At 36.5% G+C, this 16,167-nt stretch carries 9 protein-coding genes, 1 tRNA gene, 3 rRNA genes and 1 pseudogene; all 14 read left to right on the forward strand.

The genetic code is table 11. From position 1 onward, the window contains the following. The first annotated feature begins 6 nt into the window (after positions 1-6). The 14 genes and pseudogenes from argS (at position 7) to ABXG81_RS02405 (ending at position 16,149) form a co-directional block, all read left to right on the forward strand. Positions 7-1,704, forward strand: a complete 1,698-nt coding sequence (argS, locus tag ABXG81_RS02340) for an arginine--tRNA ligase (RefSeq protein ID WP_117521713.1) — start codon at positions 7-9, stop codon at positions 1,702-1,704. Further along, the gene (locus tag ABXG81_RS02345) at positions 1,704-2,408 is read left to right on the forward strand and encodes a hypothetical protein (RefSeq protein WP_353529018.1); all 705 of its coding nucleotides are present in this window, start codon (positions 1,704-1,706) and stop codon (positions 2,406-2,408) included. The genes argS and ABXG81_RS02345 overlap by 1 nt, the downstream gene beginning before the upstream one ends. Next, positions 2,409-3,506, forward strand: coding sequence for a tetratricopeptide repeat protein (locus ABXG81_RS02350; RefSeq protein WP_117521711.1), 1,098 nt, complete (start codon positions 2,409-2,411; stop codon positions 3,504-3,506). Positions 3,507-3,546: 40 nt separating this feature from the next. After that, positions 3,547-5,100, forward strand: a complete 1,554-nt coding sequence (locus ABXG81_RS02355) for an FAD-dependent protein (RefSeq protein ID WP_353529019.1) — start codon at positions 3,547-3,549, stop codon at positions 5,098-5,100. A 519-nt stretch (positions 5,101-5,619) separates the two neighbouring features. Further along, a 16S ribosomal RNA gene (locus ABXG81_RS02360) occupies positions 5,620-7,148 on the forward strand. A gap of 107 nt (positions 7,149-7,255) precedes the next feature. Next, positions 7,256-7,331 (forward strand) — tRNA-Ala (locus ABXG81_RS02365). A gap of 150 nt (positions 7,332-7,481) precedes the next feature. Beyond that, positions 7,482-10,633, forward strand: a 23S ribosomal RNA gene (locus tag ABXG81_RS02370). A 37-nt stretch (positions 10,634-10,670) separates the two neighbouring features. Beyond that, positions 10,671-10,787, forward strand: a 5S ribosomal RNA gene (gene rrf, locus ABXG81_RS02375). The 16S, 23S and 5S rRNA genes sit together here with 1 tRNA gene alongside, the layout of an rRNA operon. A 1,089-nt stretch (positions 10,788-11,876) precedes the next feature. Continuing rightward, positions 11,877-12,404 (forward strand): thioredoxin family protein, encoded by a 528-nt coding sequence (locus ABXG81_RS02380; RefSeq protein WP_353529020.1) that lies wholly within the window; start codon positions 11,877-11,879, stop codon positions 12,402-12,404. Positions 12,405-12,423: 19 nt separating this feature from the next. After that, a complete protein-coding gene (locus ABXG81_RS02385; protein WP_353529235.1) occupies positions 12,424-12,906 on the forward strand; it encodes a Csac_0668 family 2Fe-2S cluster-binding (seleno)protein in 483 nt (160 codons plus the stop codon). A gap of 141 nt (positions 12,907-13,047) precedes the next feature. Next, on the forward strand, positions 13,048-13,425 hold the full coding sequence (locus ABXG81_RS02390) for a hypothetical protein (RefSeq protein ID WP_353529021.1): 378 nt from the start codon (positions 13,048-13,050) through the stop codon (positions 13,423-13,425). Between the two features lie 93 nt (positions 13,426-13,518). Beyond that, the gene (locus ABXG81_RS02395) at positions 13,519-13,809 is read left to right on the forward strand and encodes a DUF3847 domain-containing protein (RefSeq protein WP_353529022.1); all 291 of its coding nucleotides are present in this window, start codon (positions 13,519-13,521) and stop codon (positions 13,807-13,809) included. Positions 13,810-14,295: 486 nt separating this feature from the next. Then, positions 14,296-14,619, forward strand: a pseudogene (locus ABXG81_RS02400) (MobA/MobL family protein); the annotation flags it as partial. A 1,080-nt stretch (positions 14,620-15,699) separates the two neighbouring features. Next, a complete protein-coding gene (locus tag ABXG81_RS02405; protein WP_117520619.1) occupies positions 15,700-16,149 on the forward strand; it encodes a CopY/TcrY family copper transport repressor in 450 nt (149 codons plus the stop codon). Positions 16,150-16,167: the final 18 nt, after the last annotated feature.

The following is a 16,167-nucleotide window of genomic DNA, read 5'->3' on the forward strand; positions in this document are numbered from 1 at the left end:
GGATTAATGAAAGATTTTAAAGAATTAATTGCAAAAAAATTAGAAGAAAAAGAGTTAGGATTATCTTATGATGAGATTTATAATTTAATAGAGATCCCACCACGAGATGATATGGGTGATTATTCCTTTCCTTGCTTTAGCTTAGCTAAAACTTTAAGAAAAAATCCGGCTATAATAGCAAGTGATTTAAGTAAGGATATAAAAATAGAAAATTTTTTAAAAATTGAAAGTCTAAATGCTTACTTAAATTTTTTTGTAGATAGAAATTACTATCAAAATGAAATCTTAAATGAGATTTTAGAAAAAAAAGAGGAATTTGGGAAGACAAATGAAGGTGAGGGTAAGACTGTAGTAATAGATTTTTCTTCAGTAAATATTGCTAAACCCTTTCATATAGGTCATATTAGATCAACAGTAATTGGAGATGCTATACGAAACATTCATGAATTTTTAGGATATGAAGTTGTAGCTACTAATTATTTAGGTGATTATGGTACTCAATTTGGGACTATGATTGCAGCTTTTAAGCTTTGGGGTGATAGGCAAGCTATTAATTCTGATCCTATCAATGAGCTCTTAAAATTATATGTAAGATATAATACAGAAGCTAGCGAAAATCCACTGATGATGGACGCTGCACGTAAAGAGTTTAAAAATCTTGAAGATGGAGAAGAAGAAGCTACTAAACTTTGGCAATGGTTTAAGGATATTTCCTTAAAAGAGTTTGAGAGAGTTTACGAGCTTTTAGATATAGAATTTGATAATTACAATGGTGAAAGTTATAACTCACAATATATTCCAGAAACTTTAGAATTATTAAAAGAAAAAAATCTTTTGGTAGAAAGTGATGGAGCACAAATAGTTGATCTAAGTCCATATGATTTGACTCCAGCTATTATAATAAAGAGTAATGGATCTAGTTCATATATTACGCGTGATATCGGTACAGCTATTAATCGTAAGGAAAATTATGACTTCACAAAAAATATTTATGTAGTAGCTACTCAACAAAATTTACATTATCAACAGCTTAGAAAAATCTTAGAACTTATGGGATATGAATGGTGGGATGATGATATACATGTAGCTTTTGGTATGGTAAGTCTTAAAGATCAAACAATGTCTACTCGAAAGGGACAAGTAGTATTTTTAGAAGATGTTTTAAACAAAGCTATAGATAAAACAAAATCCATCATGGAAGAAAGAAATAGTGACGTAGAAGATATAGATAAGACTTCTAAGATAATAGGTATAGGAGCTGTGAAGTTCCAAGAATTATACAATAATAGAATAAAAGACTATGTATTCGATTGGGATGAAGTATTAAACTTTGATGGTGAAACGGGTCCATACGTTCAGTACACATATGCTCGTGCTAAGTCTGTTTTAAGAAAAGCAGGTATAGAGACTTTCAGCGTAACTGAATTTAGTAATCTAACTACAGATGAAGAGTTTAATTTAGTAAAAAATCTTGCAGGATTTGAACAAGTAGTAAGTAGAGCGTGTGAAAAATATGAGCCATCTTTACTTACAAGGCATATAACAGAGATTGCAAAATCTTTTAATAAATTTTATAATTCATCTCAAATTATGGTAGAAGATGAAAATATTAAAAATGAAAGACTTGCCCTAACTTATGCTACAGCTCTTGTTATAAAGTCAGGATTAAGTTTACTCGGCATTAAAACAGTGGAGAAGATGTAATGAATGATAGGTTAAAAGATTTCGGTGAAATTTACAGTCAGGCATTTAAAGAAAGCTTTTCTAAGATTAATAAAGTTTATGTTGCCTTTATAGTTATTTTAATTAGAGCATTTTTTGAAAATTATAGGTTTATAGGAATGTTTGGAGGAAATAGGATAGGTGGGCTTATAAACTATTTTTTGGATGCAGCTTTACTTAGTTTTGTTATTCAAGCTTTAAAATCCTATGTGGTTTATGGCAACTCCGGAAAAAAATCTATTGCTAATTCCTTATCTAATTTTTGGCAACCAGTGTTAAGCTCATTATTTTTTGTTTATTTAATAGAAATACTTATTAGCTTTATAGGGACAGGATTACCATCAAATATATATATGATATTGTTATTAGTATTTGAATTTGCAACATCTGCTTTACCAGAAGAAATTTATATTAATGGGAAAAGTGGATTTGAGTCACTCAAACAATCTGCTAAATTTGTATGTGACAATATCTTAACTTATGGACTATTTACAATTATATTTATATTAATAAAGTTTTATATTAACTACAATTTAGCTTATAGTTATCAAGTTGAAAATAGTAGATTTTTATATGTTTTATTATTAGGATTTATTGAAACATTTTTTTATGTAGTAAGGGGTCACTTGTTTAAACTTTTAAACCATCATTCCTATAGACAAAGAAAATTCATGAGAGGATATTAGATGAGATTAGATAATTATTTTATAAAATTTACAAATAATTTAGCCTATCTTGATTTAAAGGAATCTGCTGATTATGAATTATTAAACGATTTACCATTACCTATATATGTAAGTGATATGCAAAGTGGAATACTGACAGGCCAGATGGCTGATAAAATTGATGTAGAAAATTTCTTGCAAGGAATGCTAATAAATATTGGAGCGGATCCAGAATTTATACACAATGAAGAGTATAAGAGTATAATTGCTCACTATATTCCAGATGTAAGTAAATATACTGCTTCAATTTCTTTAAATATTGCTGATGAAGATATAGATAAAGCCTTACTTTTATTAAGAGCAGGTTACTTGCTAAATCCATTAGATAATTATAATGCTTATCTTTATGCAAGATTGCTTTGGCCAAGAGCTTATGAGGTAGAGGATAAATTCAAAGATGACTTTATAAGAGAATCTTTAGAAATTTTACAAAGTATACTAAATAAAGATAACAACTTTGCTATAGCTTATTATGAATTAGGTAATATATATGCAAATTTAGGCGAATATGTAAAATCACGTAATTATTATAATAATGCTTTGCGAAAGACTGACACTGATGAAGCTTGTAATGAAATTAGGGATAGACTAAGTGAAATAAATGATAATGCCGAGATAGAAGAAGCTCTTTATTTTATTGGTAAGGGTAATTATAATGAAGCCATTATAAAGCTTACGGGATTGTTGTCTAATAAAAAACGAGCAGATGCATACTATTATTTAGGAGTTGCTTATCAAAATATAGAACAATACGAGAATTCTATAATGGCTTTTGAAAATTCATTAGACTCTGGTGCTGAATTTAGAGAACTATATAATGATTATGCAATTTCCTTATATGTTAGTGGAAAAGAAATAGAAGCTTTAGATTTAATAGATGAGGGTCTTTTAAAGTACCCATCTGACCCTAGGCTTGCTTATAATAAAATTCAAATAAATTTAACCTTGGGAAATTTATCAAGAGCAAAAGAGGATATAGAAGAATTACTTACTTTTGACGATTTGAGTGATGAGATTAGAGCAAATTTAATGACAATTAAAAATCAGTTTAAAATATAAGACCTTTCGAGGTCTTTTTACTTATAAAAAAAGAGGAATAATGATAATAATTAGAAATATAATTCTTGAAAGTGATAATGAAAATAAACTAAGAGCAAAGATTGCAAAATTAATAAGGAAAGATAATTTTGACTTTGAAATCTATAGAAAATCAATCGATTCTAGAAAGGGAATCAAGTTTTCATATCAAGTACTTGTTGATATTGATCCTACAGATAAAGAATTAAAAAAAATAAAGGATGCAGATAGATTTGAGTTTAAGAAATCAAATGTTAAGGTAAATAATCCACCAGATGAAGTCAGTATAGTAGGATCAGGGCCATCAGGATTGTTTACGGCTTATGTTTTAGCTAAAAATGGTGTCAAGGTAAAAATCTATGAGAGAGGTGAAGCTATAGAAGATAGAATAAACACTATCGAAAAATTTAAAAATAGTGGAATACTTAATCCGGAAAGTAATATCCAGTTTGGAGAAGGTGGAGCAGGAACATATTCTGATGGTAAACTTACAGCAAGAAGCAAAGATCCTAGAGTAAGATTAGTTTTAGAAACTTTTCATAAATATGGCGCACCTGATGATATCATGATAGATGCAAAGCCACATATAGGAACTGATTTATTGCGTGAAGTTATTATAAATATGAGAGAAGAGATAGAAGAATTAGGTGGAGAATTTTATTTTTCTCATAAGATGGAAGATCTAAAAATCAAAGATGGAAAAGTGGAAGAAGTAGTTATTAACAGTAATAGATATAAAAGTGGGGCCTATGTATTAGCATTAGGACATTCAGCTCGTGATAGCTTTGAAATGCTTAGTGATAAGATATCCATGGAAAATAAAAACTTTGCAGTAGGATTTAGAATAGAGCACAAAAGAGAAACTATAAACAATGCTCAATATAATGGGAAAAATACAGACATAGAAGGTAGTATATTACCAGCAGCTTCTTATAATCTTTCTTATAATGATAAAAAAAACGGTTTATCAGCATATACCTTTTGTATGTGTCCAGGGGGATACGTAGTAAATGCATCAAGCGAAGAAGAAATGACCTGTGTAAATGGTATGAGTTATCACGCACGTAATGGAGAAAACTCAAATTCAGCAATAATAGCAACAGTTGGTGAAGAAATTTATGGGCGTGAGCTTTTAGATGGGATGAGATTTCAAAGAGAAGTTGAAAAGAAAGCCTATCAGTTAGGTAAAGGAAGTGTTCCAGTCCAAAGATTTATAGATTATAAAAATAATAGAACAAGCGAAAGCTATGGAAGTATAAAGCCATCATTAGAATCATCCTATGAATTAGCAAATTTAAGAGGTTTATATCCAAAAGAAATTGAAAGTACACTTATAAAAGCAATAGATTATATGGGAAATAAAATAAATGGATTTGATGATGAAGATGCAATACTCTCAGCTGCAGAAACACGTTCATCTTCTCCTATAAGGATGTTAAGAGATAAAGAAAATAAGGCTGTTCACATAGATAATTTATATGTGGTAGGAGAAGGAAGTGGATACTCTGGAGGGATAGTATCTTCTGCTGTTGATGGTATAAAAACAGCAGAGAAGATATTAGAAAGAAAAAAGTAAAAAAAGATTTGACAAAAAAAATAAAGTCTGTATAATAGTAAAAGTCGACACCGCAAAGATGCCAAGAGGTTTTAAAAGAAAAACAAAAAAACACTTGACACAATATCAAAAAGGTGATAGACTAAGTAAAGTCGAAACAGTTAATTTGTAAAGCCGAGTAAACTTTTTGTAAAAATATTTTAAAAAAAGTTGACAAAGCAAAAATTAAGTGGTAGACTAATAAAGTCGTTACAAATAAACGGCAATGAACCAGATGTATTATACATCTAAATGAAATTTAATATCAATGATTATGTAAACACAAAACATAATCAACCTATCAATAAAAAATAACAATAAAGTTATTGACAACAAAAAATAACAATAAAGTTATTGACAACTTTAACCAAGTTGATTTCTTTAAAAAGGATGATTATATAAATCACGCATTGATTGAAAAAATCAGTGTAAATGAAGAGCTTGAATCAAAAAAGCTTTTATGAATAAAAAAATAAAACTACGTTAAGTAGATAAAATATTTTTCATGAGAGTTTGATCCTGGCTCAGGATTAACGCTGGCGGCGTGCATAACACATGCAAGTCGAACGATGAAACTTTAATGAACCCTTCGGGGAGAATTAAAGCGGATTAGTGGCGAACGGGTGAGTAACGCGTGAGTAACCTGCCTTACACAAGGGGATAGCCTTTGGAAACGAAGAATAATACCCTATAAAACCATAAAAGCACATGCAATTATGGTCAAAGTGATAGCGGTGTAAGATGGACTTGCGTCTGATTAGCTAGTTGGTGAGATAAAAGCCCACCAAGGCAACGATCAGTAGCCGGCTTGAGAGAGTGTACGGCCACATTGGGACTGAGACACGGCCCAGACTCCTACGGGAGGCAGCAGTGGGGAATTTTGCACAATGGGGGAAACCCTGATGCAGCGACGCCGCGTGATTTAGAAGGCCTTCGGGTTGTAAAAATCTTTTGTATAGGAAGAAAATGACAGTACTATACGAATAAGGTCCGGCTAATTACGTGCCAGCAGCCGCGGTAATACGTAAGGACCGAGCGTTGTCCGGAATCATTGGGCGTAAAGGGTACGTAGGCGGCTAGAAAAGTTAGAAGTCAAAGGCTATAGCTCAACTATAGTAAGCTTCTAAAACTATTTAGCTTGAGAGATGGAAGGGAAAGTGGAATTCCTAGTGTAGCGGTGGAATGCGCAGATATTAGGAGGAATACCGGTGGCGAAGGCGACTTTCTGGCCATTTTCTGACGCTGAGGTACGAAAGCGTGGGTAGCAAACAGGATTAGATACCCTGGTAGTCCACGCCGTAAACGATGAGTGTTAGGTGTCTGGAGTCAAATCTGGGTGCCGCAGCAAACGCATTAAACACTCCGCCTGGGGAGTACGCACGCAAGTGTGAAACTCAAAGGAATTGACGGGGACCCGCACAAGCAGCGGAGCATGTGGTTTAATTCGACGCAACGCGAAGAACCTTACCAAGTCTTGACATATTTTAGAAGCAATTAGAGATAATTGCCTATATCTTCGGATAACTAAAATACAGGTGGTGCATGGTTGTCGTCAGCTCGTGTCGTGAGATGTTGGGTTAAGTCCCATAACGAGCGCAACCCCTATTGCTAGTTACCATCATTAAGTTGGGGACTCTAGTAATACTGCCGGTGACAAACCGGAGGAAGGTGGGGATGACGTCAAATCATCATGCCCTTTATGACTTGGGCTACACACGTGCTACAATGGCAGGTACACAGGGAAGCAAGACTGTGAAGTTAAGCAAAACTCAAAAAGCCTGTCCCAGTTCGGATTGCACTCTGCAACTCGAGTGCATGAAGTTGGAGTTGCTAGTAATCGCAGATCAGAATGCTGCGGTGAATGCGTTCCCGGGTCTTGTACACACCGCCCGTCACACCATGGAAGTTGGCAATACCCGAAGCCTGTGAGCGAACCCTTTGGGGCGCAGCAGTCGAAGGTAGGGTCAGTAACTGGGGTGAAGTCGTAACAAGGTAGCCGTATCGGAAGGTGCGGCTGGATCACCTCCTTTCTAAGGATTTGAGTGACGACACGTCGTCACTCAAATGAGAATGATATATCATTCTCGTTATATTAGAAACACAGACATAATCATTGATATAAATTAAATTTCAATATGGGGATATAGCTCAGTTGGGAGAGCACCTGCCTTGCACGCAGGGGGTCAAGAGTTCGAATCTCTTTATCTCCACCATAATGACCTATCACCATTTGCAAAGCAAATGGAATGAAGGTCAGACGTCGCGGCGTTTCAAATCTTTGATTTGTCAGCAAGCCGACGAGTTTGGCTTAAGATACAGTCATTAAACCGAACCATAAAAACTAAATAGCAAACAATATTTCCAGTCAAGAAGAAAAGGGCTTAAGGTGAATGCCTTGGCACATGAAGACTAAGAAGGACGTAAGTGAACGAAAACTAGGGAGAGCTCACAAAAAGCATCGACCCCTAGGTATCCGAATGGGGAAACCCGTCTGTGGAAGACACAGACATCATAAAGTGAATACATAGCTTTATGAAGTAAGACCCTGCGAACTGAAACATCTAAGTAGCAGGAGGAAAAGAAAGAAAACTCGATTTTCCAAGTAGCGGCGAGCGAAAAGAAAACAGCCCAACCCAGTAAGAAATATATATTCTAGTAGAATCATTTGGGAAAATGAACCAAAGAAAGTGAAAGTCTTGTAAACAAAAGAAAATATATTGTGGGGGCAAGTAGCAGTGAACACGAGAAATTTGCTGTGAAGATAGGGGGACCATCCCCTAAGGCTAAATACTAACATGTGACCGATAGCGAACAAGTACCGTGAGGGAAAGGTGAAAAGAACCCCGAAAGGGGAGTGAAACAGAACCTGAAACCTTAAGCCTACAAGCAGACAGAGGGCAAAAGCCTGATGTCGTACCTTTTGTAGAATGGGCCAGCGAGTTATCATATATAGCAAGGTTAAATCTTTAAGAGATGAAGCCAAAGCGAAAGCGAGTCTTAATAGGGCGAAAGTTAGATATGATAGACCCGAAACCGGGTGATCTATCCATGGTCAGAGTGAAGGTGAAGTAAAATTCACTGGAGGCTCGAACCGGGTGCGGTTTAAAACGCATCGGATGAACTGTGGATAGGGGCGAAAAACCAAACGAACCCGGAGATAGCTGGTTCTCCTCGAAATAGCTTTAGGGCTAGCCTATGATTAAAGATTTAAGGAGGTAGAGCACTGACTGGCCTAGGGCGGCTAACCGTACCAAAGCCTATCAAACTCCGAATGCCAAAAAATCAGATCATGGAGTCAGACTTAGAGGGATAAGCTCCTAAGTCGAAAGGGAAAGAGCCCAGACCGACAGCTAAGGTCCCAAAATCTGGATTAAGTGGAAAAGGATGTGAACCTACTAAGACAACCAGGACGTTGGCTTAGAAGCAGCCATACATTTAAAGAATGCGTAATAGCTCACTGGTCAAGTGGGTTTGCGCCGAAAATAAACGGGGCTAAAATTCAGTACCGAAGCTTCGGATTGATAGAGGATTTAAATGCTTGACCTAACTTGATTTATGAAATAAATCAAAAGTAGGTCAGCCGCAGGCTTTCCCAAGAGAGCAAAGCTCGATTGGCAAGAAAGCTACGCGCAAACAAAGGTAAAACTTAGACGGAAATATTGAACAATACAATCAAGATAAACGAGTTATAAACGAAAATTATTTACGCAAATATCACAAGTAAATGGTAAGTTGTATATAACTACGATATCACCGAATGAACAGTCATAAAACAAAAAGTTTAAGATGACAACTGGTTAAAATATCGTCAAAGTATTTACCCAAGCATTTAAATACTCTATCAGTGGTAGAGGAGCATTGTATTAGGGAAGAAGCCTAAGCGAAAGCAAGTGTGGACTTAATACAAGAGAGAATGCTGGCATGAGTAGCGATAAGGAGTGTGAGAATCACTCCCGTCGAAACCCTAAGGACTCCTGAGCAAGGCTCGTCCCCTCAGGGAAAGTCGGGACCTAAGGCAAGGCCTAAAGGCGTAGCCGATGGATAACAGGTTTATATTCCTGTACCGCTTAAAGTCGCAATAAGAGACGTGATGACGCAAGAGGATAAACTATCTGCCCGATGGAAGGCAGTCTAAGCACAAAGGCCGATTAGTAGGCAAATCCGCTAATCATAAAGCTGATGTGTGATAGGTATCGAAAACATGAGTAGAGAAGTAGTCGATTTCAAATTGCCAAGAAAAGTCACTATCAAGACAAAAGCGCCCGTACCAAAACCGACACAGGTAGGGAGGTAGAGAATACCAAGACGCGCGGAAGAACCTTTGTTAAGGAACTCGGCAAAATGTCCCCGTAACTTCGGGAGAAGGGGAGCCAGAGCGATCTGGCCACAGAAACCAGGCCCAAGCGACTGTTTACCAAAAACACAAGTTTCTGCAAAATCGAAAGATGAAGTATAGGAGCTGACACCTGCCCGGTGCTGGAAGGTTAAGGGGAAGGCTTAGCATAAGCGAAGGCTAGAACTTAAGCCCCAGTAAACGGCGGCCGTAACTATAACGGTCCTAAGGTAGCGAAATTCCTTGTCGGGTAAGTTCCGACCCGCACGAAAGGTGTAACGATTTGGGCACTGTCTCAACAAAGGATCCGGTGAAATTGTAGTAGTCGTGAAGATGCGACTTACCCACGCTAGGACGGAAAGACCCCGTGGAGCTTTACTGTAGGCTGATATTGGATTTTGAGATTAGACGTACAGGATAGTTGGGAGACAAAGAAACTTGCACGCCAGTGTAGGTTGAGTCAACCTTGGGATACCAACCCTCTAATATCAAAATTCTAACATTGACCCCTAATCGGGGCAAAGGACATTGTCAGTCGGGCAGTTTGACTGGGGCGGTCGCCTCCCAAAAAGTAACGGAGGCGTTCAAAGGTTCGCTCAGAATGGACGGAAACCATTCGAAGAGTACAAAGGCAAAAGCGAGCTTAACTGCGAGAGATACATCTCAAGCAGAGTAGAAATACGGACTTAGTGATCCGGTGGCACCGCATGGAAGGGCCATCGCTCAACGGATAAAAGCTACCCCGGGGATAACAGGCTTATCTCCCCCAAGAGTCCACATCGACGGGGAGGTTTGGCACCTCGATGTCGGCTCGTCTCATCCTGGGGCTGAAGTAGGTCCCAAGGGTTGGGCTGTTCGCCCATTAAAGAGGCACGCGAGCTGGGTTCAGAACGTCGTGAGACAGTTCGGTCCCTATCCAGCGTGGGCGTAAGAAATTTGAGAGGACCTGTCCTTAGTACGAGAGGACCGGGATGGACATACCACTGGTGTACCAGTTGTTCCGCCAGGAGCATAGCTGGGTAGCTAAGTATGGCACTGATAAGTACTGAAAGCATCTAAGTACGAAGCAACCCTCAAGATAAGATTTCTAAAAGTACGTAAAGAAAATACGTTTGATAGGTCCAAGGTGTAAGTGCAGTAATGTATTAAGCTAATGGATACTAAACTTTAAATCTTGACTGGAAATATTGTCTGCTATTTATAGGTTCAAAAATTAATATATAGTAACGATAGCGTTGGGGATACACCTATATCCATACCGAACATAGAAGTTAAGCCCAACTACGCCGATGGTACTCGGAGGGTGACCTCCCGGTAGAGTAGGAAGTTGCTAAATAACTAAGACTTAGTCAATTGACTGAGTCTTTTTTAGTATAAAGATACACCTGTCACGGAAAGTCGCCTTCTACGAAGGCTTATCCGCGTTCCCACGCTACTTTCCGGGGCAAATATGCCTTGACTTGGCATATTTGCCTATGCCAAACACAGAAGTTAAGCTTACTAACGCCGATGGTACTCGGAACTGGCCGTCCGCCTCCTTTAGAACTGACCTCCCGGTGAGTGTTAAATGTTGTGCCTTGATTTGGCACATTTAACCCCAAAATGAGCCACGGGAGTGGCGGTGAATTAGCAAAGCTAATGAATTTTGGTGGAAGCTGCTGAATAAAAAAAAGCCCGTCCGGCTCATGGAGGACCCTACATGTAATGGTCGAGCGTAGCGAGAGACTTAGTCATTTGACTGAGTCTTTTTTAGTATAAAAATATACACCTGTTCACAAAAACCCGTTTGCTTCGCAAACCCTCCCGTGCAACTGCACTAAGTTTCCGGGGTAAACAAGTGTGTCCGTCATCCTGGATCCGAAATCAACGGGTGTTTACCTATACCGAACACAGAAAACAAGTCCATCCGGCTCAAGGAGGATCAAGTGAGTCTCCACATCATGAGACCCACGTAGTGGTTCACCGAAGGTGAAAGCCTCATTACGCTGATGGTACTCGATAGCAGGCCTGTCCGGCCAAGAGAGGACCCACCACGGAGTGGTTCACGAATGTGTAGGCCGTCCGCTTCCTTTAGGACTGATCCGATAAAAGCCCGTCTGCTCAACAGACTCTTCCGCGCTCTACGAAAATCAGTTCTATCGAACCTCTCCGTGCTATCGCACTAGTTTTTCGGGTTAAATAATGTGTCCGTCATCCTGAACCCCAAAATCAATGGGCTTTTAACTGCACTAAGTTTTAGCCTTTAAGAATAAGCCGCCCGCTGCATTAGGGCCCAGTTAAGGCATATTTAAGGTGATAGTTAGTTACGCATCAGTATAATTATGTTCATGTTGAATATCTTAGTAGAGAAAAGGGTAAAATTTAATTAGATAAATAGTAAGTAAATTATATGGAGTAACTTACTTTTTTAGGAGGAAGTGACAATTTGAAATACAAGCAAATATTTAACTCTGGAGTTACTTTTCAACAATTTTACGATACTGCTCAGGATAGATATAAGAATTATGCTAATAATGCGATAAGAAATTATTTAAATTTAGAGAGAGATTTAGAAAAGGTTAGTAGTATAACAAGCAAATTTAATATACTTGCTGTTGGAGAAAACTGGTGTATTGATTCTATAATTAATATTCCTGTAGTTCATTGTTTAGAAAAAAATAATGAAAATTTAAAACTTAAAGTAATAGATACAGATAGTTACAGTAAGTTTATGCCTAATGAAAAAGTTATTACACCAACATTTATTATTATGAATCAAGAATATCAGGAGATAGGGAAATGGGTTCAATATCCTAAAAGAATAATAGATGTGGTTGAATCTAAGGACCAAGTTCGAGTTATAGTAGAGAAAAGGAGATACCGACAGGGAGGATATATTGTAGATACATTGAAAGAGGTATTAAATATCCTGATTAACTATAGAAATAATATTTATTTAGACAGGAGGAAATAAAGTGAGTCAAGAAAATAAGATAAATCAATCTTGCAGAGGTTCAATACAAAAAAACATTGGTACAGTGAAAGAAAAAGAAAATTGCCCCAAATGTTACGAAATAGGAGAAAAGGTTAAAAATATAACTGTAAAGAATATGGTATCAGAAAACCTTATGGGAAAGGTTGTAGATGAAGAAACTTACTATTTATGTATGAATGAAGATTGTGATGTCGTGTATTATAACTTAAACAATGAAAGAGTTTTTTATAAGGAAGAAGTAAAAGTTCCTATATGGTTAAAAAAGAATGCAAATCCCAAGTATATATGCTATTGCAACCAAGTTACAGAGCAACAAATTATAAACGCTGTTTTAGATGATGGTGCAAAGAATATTAAAGATATTATTAGACTTACAGGGGCAATGAAAAATGGAAAGTGCGAAATTAACAATCCTTTGGGTAAATGCTGTAGTCCTTTTATTCAAGAAACCATCAATAAAGCATTAAATAGCAAAGAATAGTTTGCGACACATAATTTATAAAGTACGTCACAACAGTAATAAAATTAAAAATAATAAAAAACTATAGAATTAAAATTTTAATGGTTCAGATGTAAAAGTCTGGGCCGCTTTTTTATTTTCCCCGGAAAGGAGGTCACCTATATGGTAAATGATGAAGTTAATAATAAGGCTATGAATATTGAGATAAAAGTGGCTCAGTATCCAGCAAAGGCTATTTTAAAAGCTATGAAAAAGATTATAGAAGATGCCGATGAAAAAACCCAACAACTTGCAGATTATATTAGTGAAAAAAGAAAAACTAATTCAAGGAAACTTAAGGATATGGTAAAGAAAGGTCAGCTGGAAAATATTGATAAGCAAATCGAAAATAAATTCTATGCTTTTAAAGATTATGCAGATAGGCGTAAAATAAATTGGGGGTTTGCTAGAGATAAAGATACAAGACTTTATATTAACAATACAAACTACACAAAAGAAATGAATAATGAAAACTGGAAAAGGCTGGAAGATTTATTTTAATGCGTTGTTAGATGACAAGAAATTTAATAATGAAACTTTTAAAGAGATAGCAGAAATGTTATCTCTTTTTTATTTTAACGAAAGGAGTTATATATGAAAGATTTAGATCAAATAAGACAAGAGTCAAAAGAAATAAAAGATAAAATAAACGATACAGAAGAAAAATTAAGGCAACTAAAAAATCAAGAACAAAAGATATTAAAACAAGACATAGTAAAAAGAAGAAAAGAAAGAACTCATATGCTCATAACAAGAGGAGCAATCTTAGAAAGTCTTATAGAAAATGCAGAAGAATTAACGGATGAAGAAATAAATATTCTACTAGAAGAAGCAACAAATACAAAAGAATTTAAAGAAACACTAAGAATAATGAGAGAAAATTAGGAAAAATAAAATAACCAAATCTCCCTTAGATTTTCTAAGGGCGCAATTATACACCCTAAAGGGTGCTTGCGTGCCTTTAAAGCCAAAAAATTGCAGAGACCAACAACCATTCGCTTTGGGTCTGCCCCAGCCAATTATCTCCAACGAAAATTTATTTGAGTTGTAGAGATAATTAGGCGAGGGTATTAAAAGTCAAGGGTAAATAAACTCGCTAAGGCTCGCACTTGACTTTTAAAATTTGAAATGAAATAAACAATTAAGCCGACTAACTGCCTGTACCCGTAAGGGTGAAACAATAAAAATTAATTCAGTAGTCGGCTTTTTCTAATCTATCAGGGTCTGCCCCTGCCAATCATTCACCACGAGCTTGCGAGTGGATTGAATGATTAGGCAAAGGGTATTTCAAAACGCTCATTCACAAAGTGGATATAGAAAATCTTTTAAGCCTCCACCTAAAACAACAAAGAAAGAAAGGAAGTGATAAGAATGGCAGACAGTTTTCATTTTTCAGTAAACATAATATCAAGAGGAAAAGGAAAAAGTGCAGTAGCAAGTGCAGCATATATAAGTGGAGAAAAAATAAAAAATGAATGGGATGGAGTAACCCATGACTATACAAGAAAACAAGGAGTAATTAGCAAAGAAATATTTTTACCAGATCACGCACCAGAAGAATATAAAGACCGAAAAACCTTGTGGAACTCGGTAGAACTATTTGAGAAAAACTCTAATGCCCAACTTGCAAGAAACTTTATCATATCCCTAGTTAAAAGTTAAGCAAAGAAGGATATAAAAACCTTGAAGATTAATTAAACTCACACAGAAATAATGGTAAATAAACTATCAATATATATGAAAAGCTAAGAGTACTATTGGGATCTACTTAAAATGGAAGAAGGTACAGATGTAGAAAATAAATTAATAGCCTCACACGATTTAGATGTGCCTTGGAGACCGTCTGAAGAAGAAAGCCCGTCCGCCTGCTAGAGGACCGAAAACCCGCTTTTTTCAAAAGCTCTTCCGCCCTACCGGGCTAAGTTTTCGGCATAAATAATTGTGTCCGAACTCCTGGACTCACATCAAGGCATATTTATGTATACCGAACATAGAAAACTAGCCCGTGCGGCTCTTAGAGCACAATGTGTGTCTCCAAATTATGAGACCCATGGAATGGTCGGCGAAGCCGAAAGCCTAGCAACGGCGATGGTACTCGACAGAAAGCCTGTCCGGCTAGTGGGAGGACAAATAAAGCCTCCGCATAATGAGGCCCACGGAGTGGTTCACTGGGATGTGAAGGCCGTCCGCCTCCTTTAGGGCGATCCGCTAAAACCCGTCTGCTTCGCAGACTCTTCCGCGCTCTACGAAAATCAGTTCTACCGAACCTCTCCGTGCTATCGCACTAGTTTTTCGGGTTAAATAATGTGTCCGTCATCCTGGACCCCAAAATCAATGGGCTTTTAACTGTGCTACTTTCCAGGGCAAATAAGCCACGGTAGTTTCAGGAAATTAGCAAAGCAATGAGTTTTGGTAGAAATCGCCAATAAGCTAGAGATAGTCTAAGTGAGCTGAACTCGTAAACACGGAATAACTTAATAGTTTTTAAACTGGAATGTAATCTGTAATCAAGAGTGTCACTCCGCTTAATTTTGTTATTATCCTGTCTTTATATCACCACTTGATATTTTTTTCTATCTTTTTTCTTAATTATTTATAATTCTAAATTACTATAAGTAAATCAATGTAAACTTATATTAGTTTGAGTAAAAATATAAAATAAAGGCAATAATAGCTGTTTACATATTATAAAAATACTTGACAAGATTGGTTTACAAGAGTAAACTTATTTTAAGTATTAAGTCTACAATTGTAAACGGAAAGAAGGGAAAGAAAATGGATGCAATAGTATATAATACTCATATCACAGATTCTGAATGGGAAGTCATGCGTGTAGTTTGGGCAAATGATCGAGTAACTAGTAAAAAAGTTATCTCCGTATTGAAAGAAAAAATGGACTGGACACAATCCACTATCAAAACGATCTTAGGTCGACTAGTTGAAAAAGGTGTACTAAATACAGAGCAGGAAGGTAGAAAGTTTATTTACACTGCCAATATTGAAGAGAAAGAAGCCGTAAGGGATTATACAGAGGATATTTTTAACCGTATTTGCCGAAAAAAAGTCGGGAATGTAATAGGAAACATCATTGAAGATCATGTCTTAAGCTTCGATGATATAGATCGACTAGAAAAAATATTAGAGATGAAAAAATCTTTCGCAGTAGAAGAAGTGGATTGCAATTGTCCAGAAGGACAATGCGAATGTCATTTACATCATCATTAAGCATAAGGAGGAATTAAA

The organism is Anaerococcus nagyae, assembly GCF_040364225.1.
Classification (GTDB): Bacteria; Bacillota; Clostridia; order Tissierellales; family Peptoniphilaceae; genus Anaerococcus; species Anaerococcus nagyae.

Coding starts and splice junctions, on each gene's coding strand:
- argS (WP_117521713.1), top strand. CDS start 7: ATGAAAGATTTTAAAGAATTAATTGCAAAAAAATTAGAAGAAAAAGAG.
- ABXG81_RS02395 (WP_353529022.1), top strand. CDS start 13,519: ATGAAAGATTTAGATCAAATAAGACAAGAGTCAAAAGAAATAAAAGAT.
- ABXG81_RS02345 (WP_353529018.1), top strand. CDS start 1,704: ATGAATGATAGGTTAAAAGATTTCGGTGAAATTTACAGTCAGGCATTT.
- ABXG81_RS02350 (WP_117521711.1), top strand. CDS start 2,409: ATGAGATTAGATAATTATTTTATAAAATTTACAAATAATTTAGCCTAT.
- ABXG81_RS02355 (WP_353529019.1), top strand. CDS start 3,547: ATGATAATAATTAGAAATATAATTCTTGAAAGTGATAATGAAAATAAA.
- ABXG81_RS02405 (WP_117520619.1), top strand. CDS start 15,700: ATGGATGCAATAGTATATAATACTCATATCACAGATTCTGAATGGGAA.
- ABXG81_RS02390 (WP_353529021.1), top strand. CDS start 13,048: ATGGTAAATGATGAAGTTAATAATAAGGCTATGAATATTGAGATAAAA.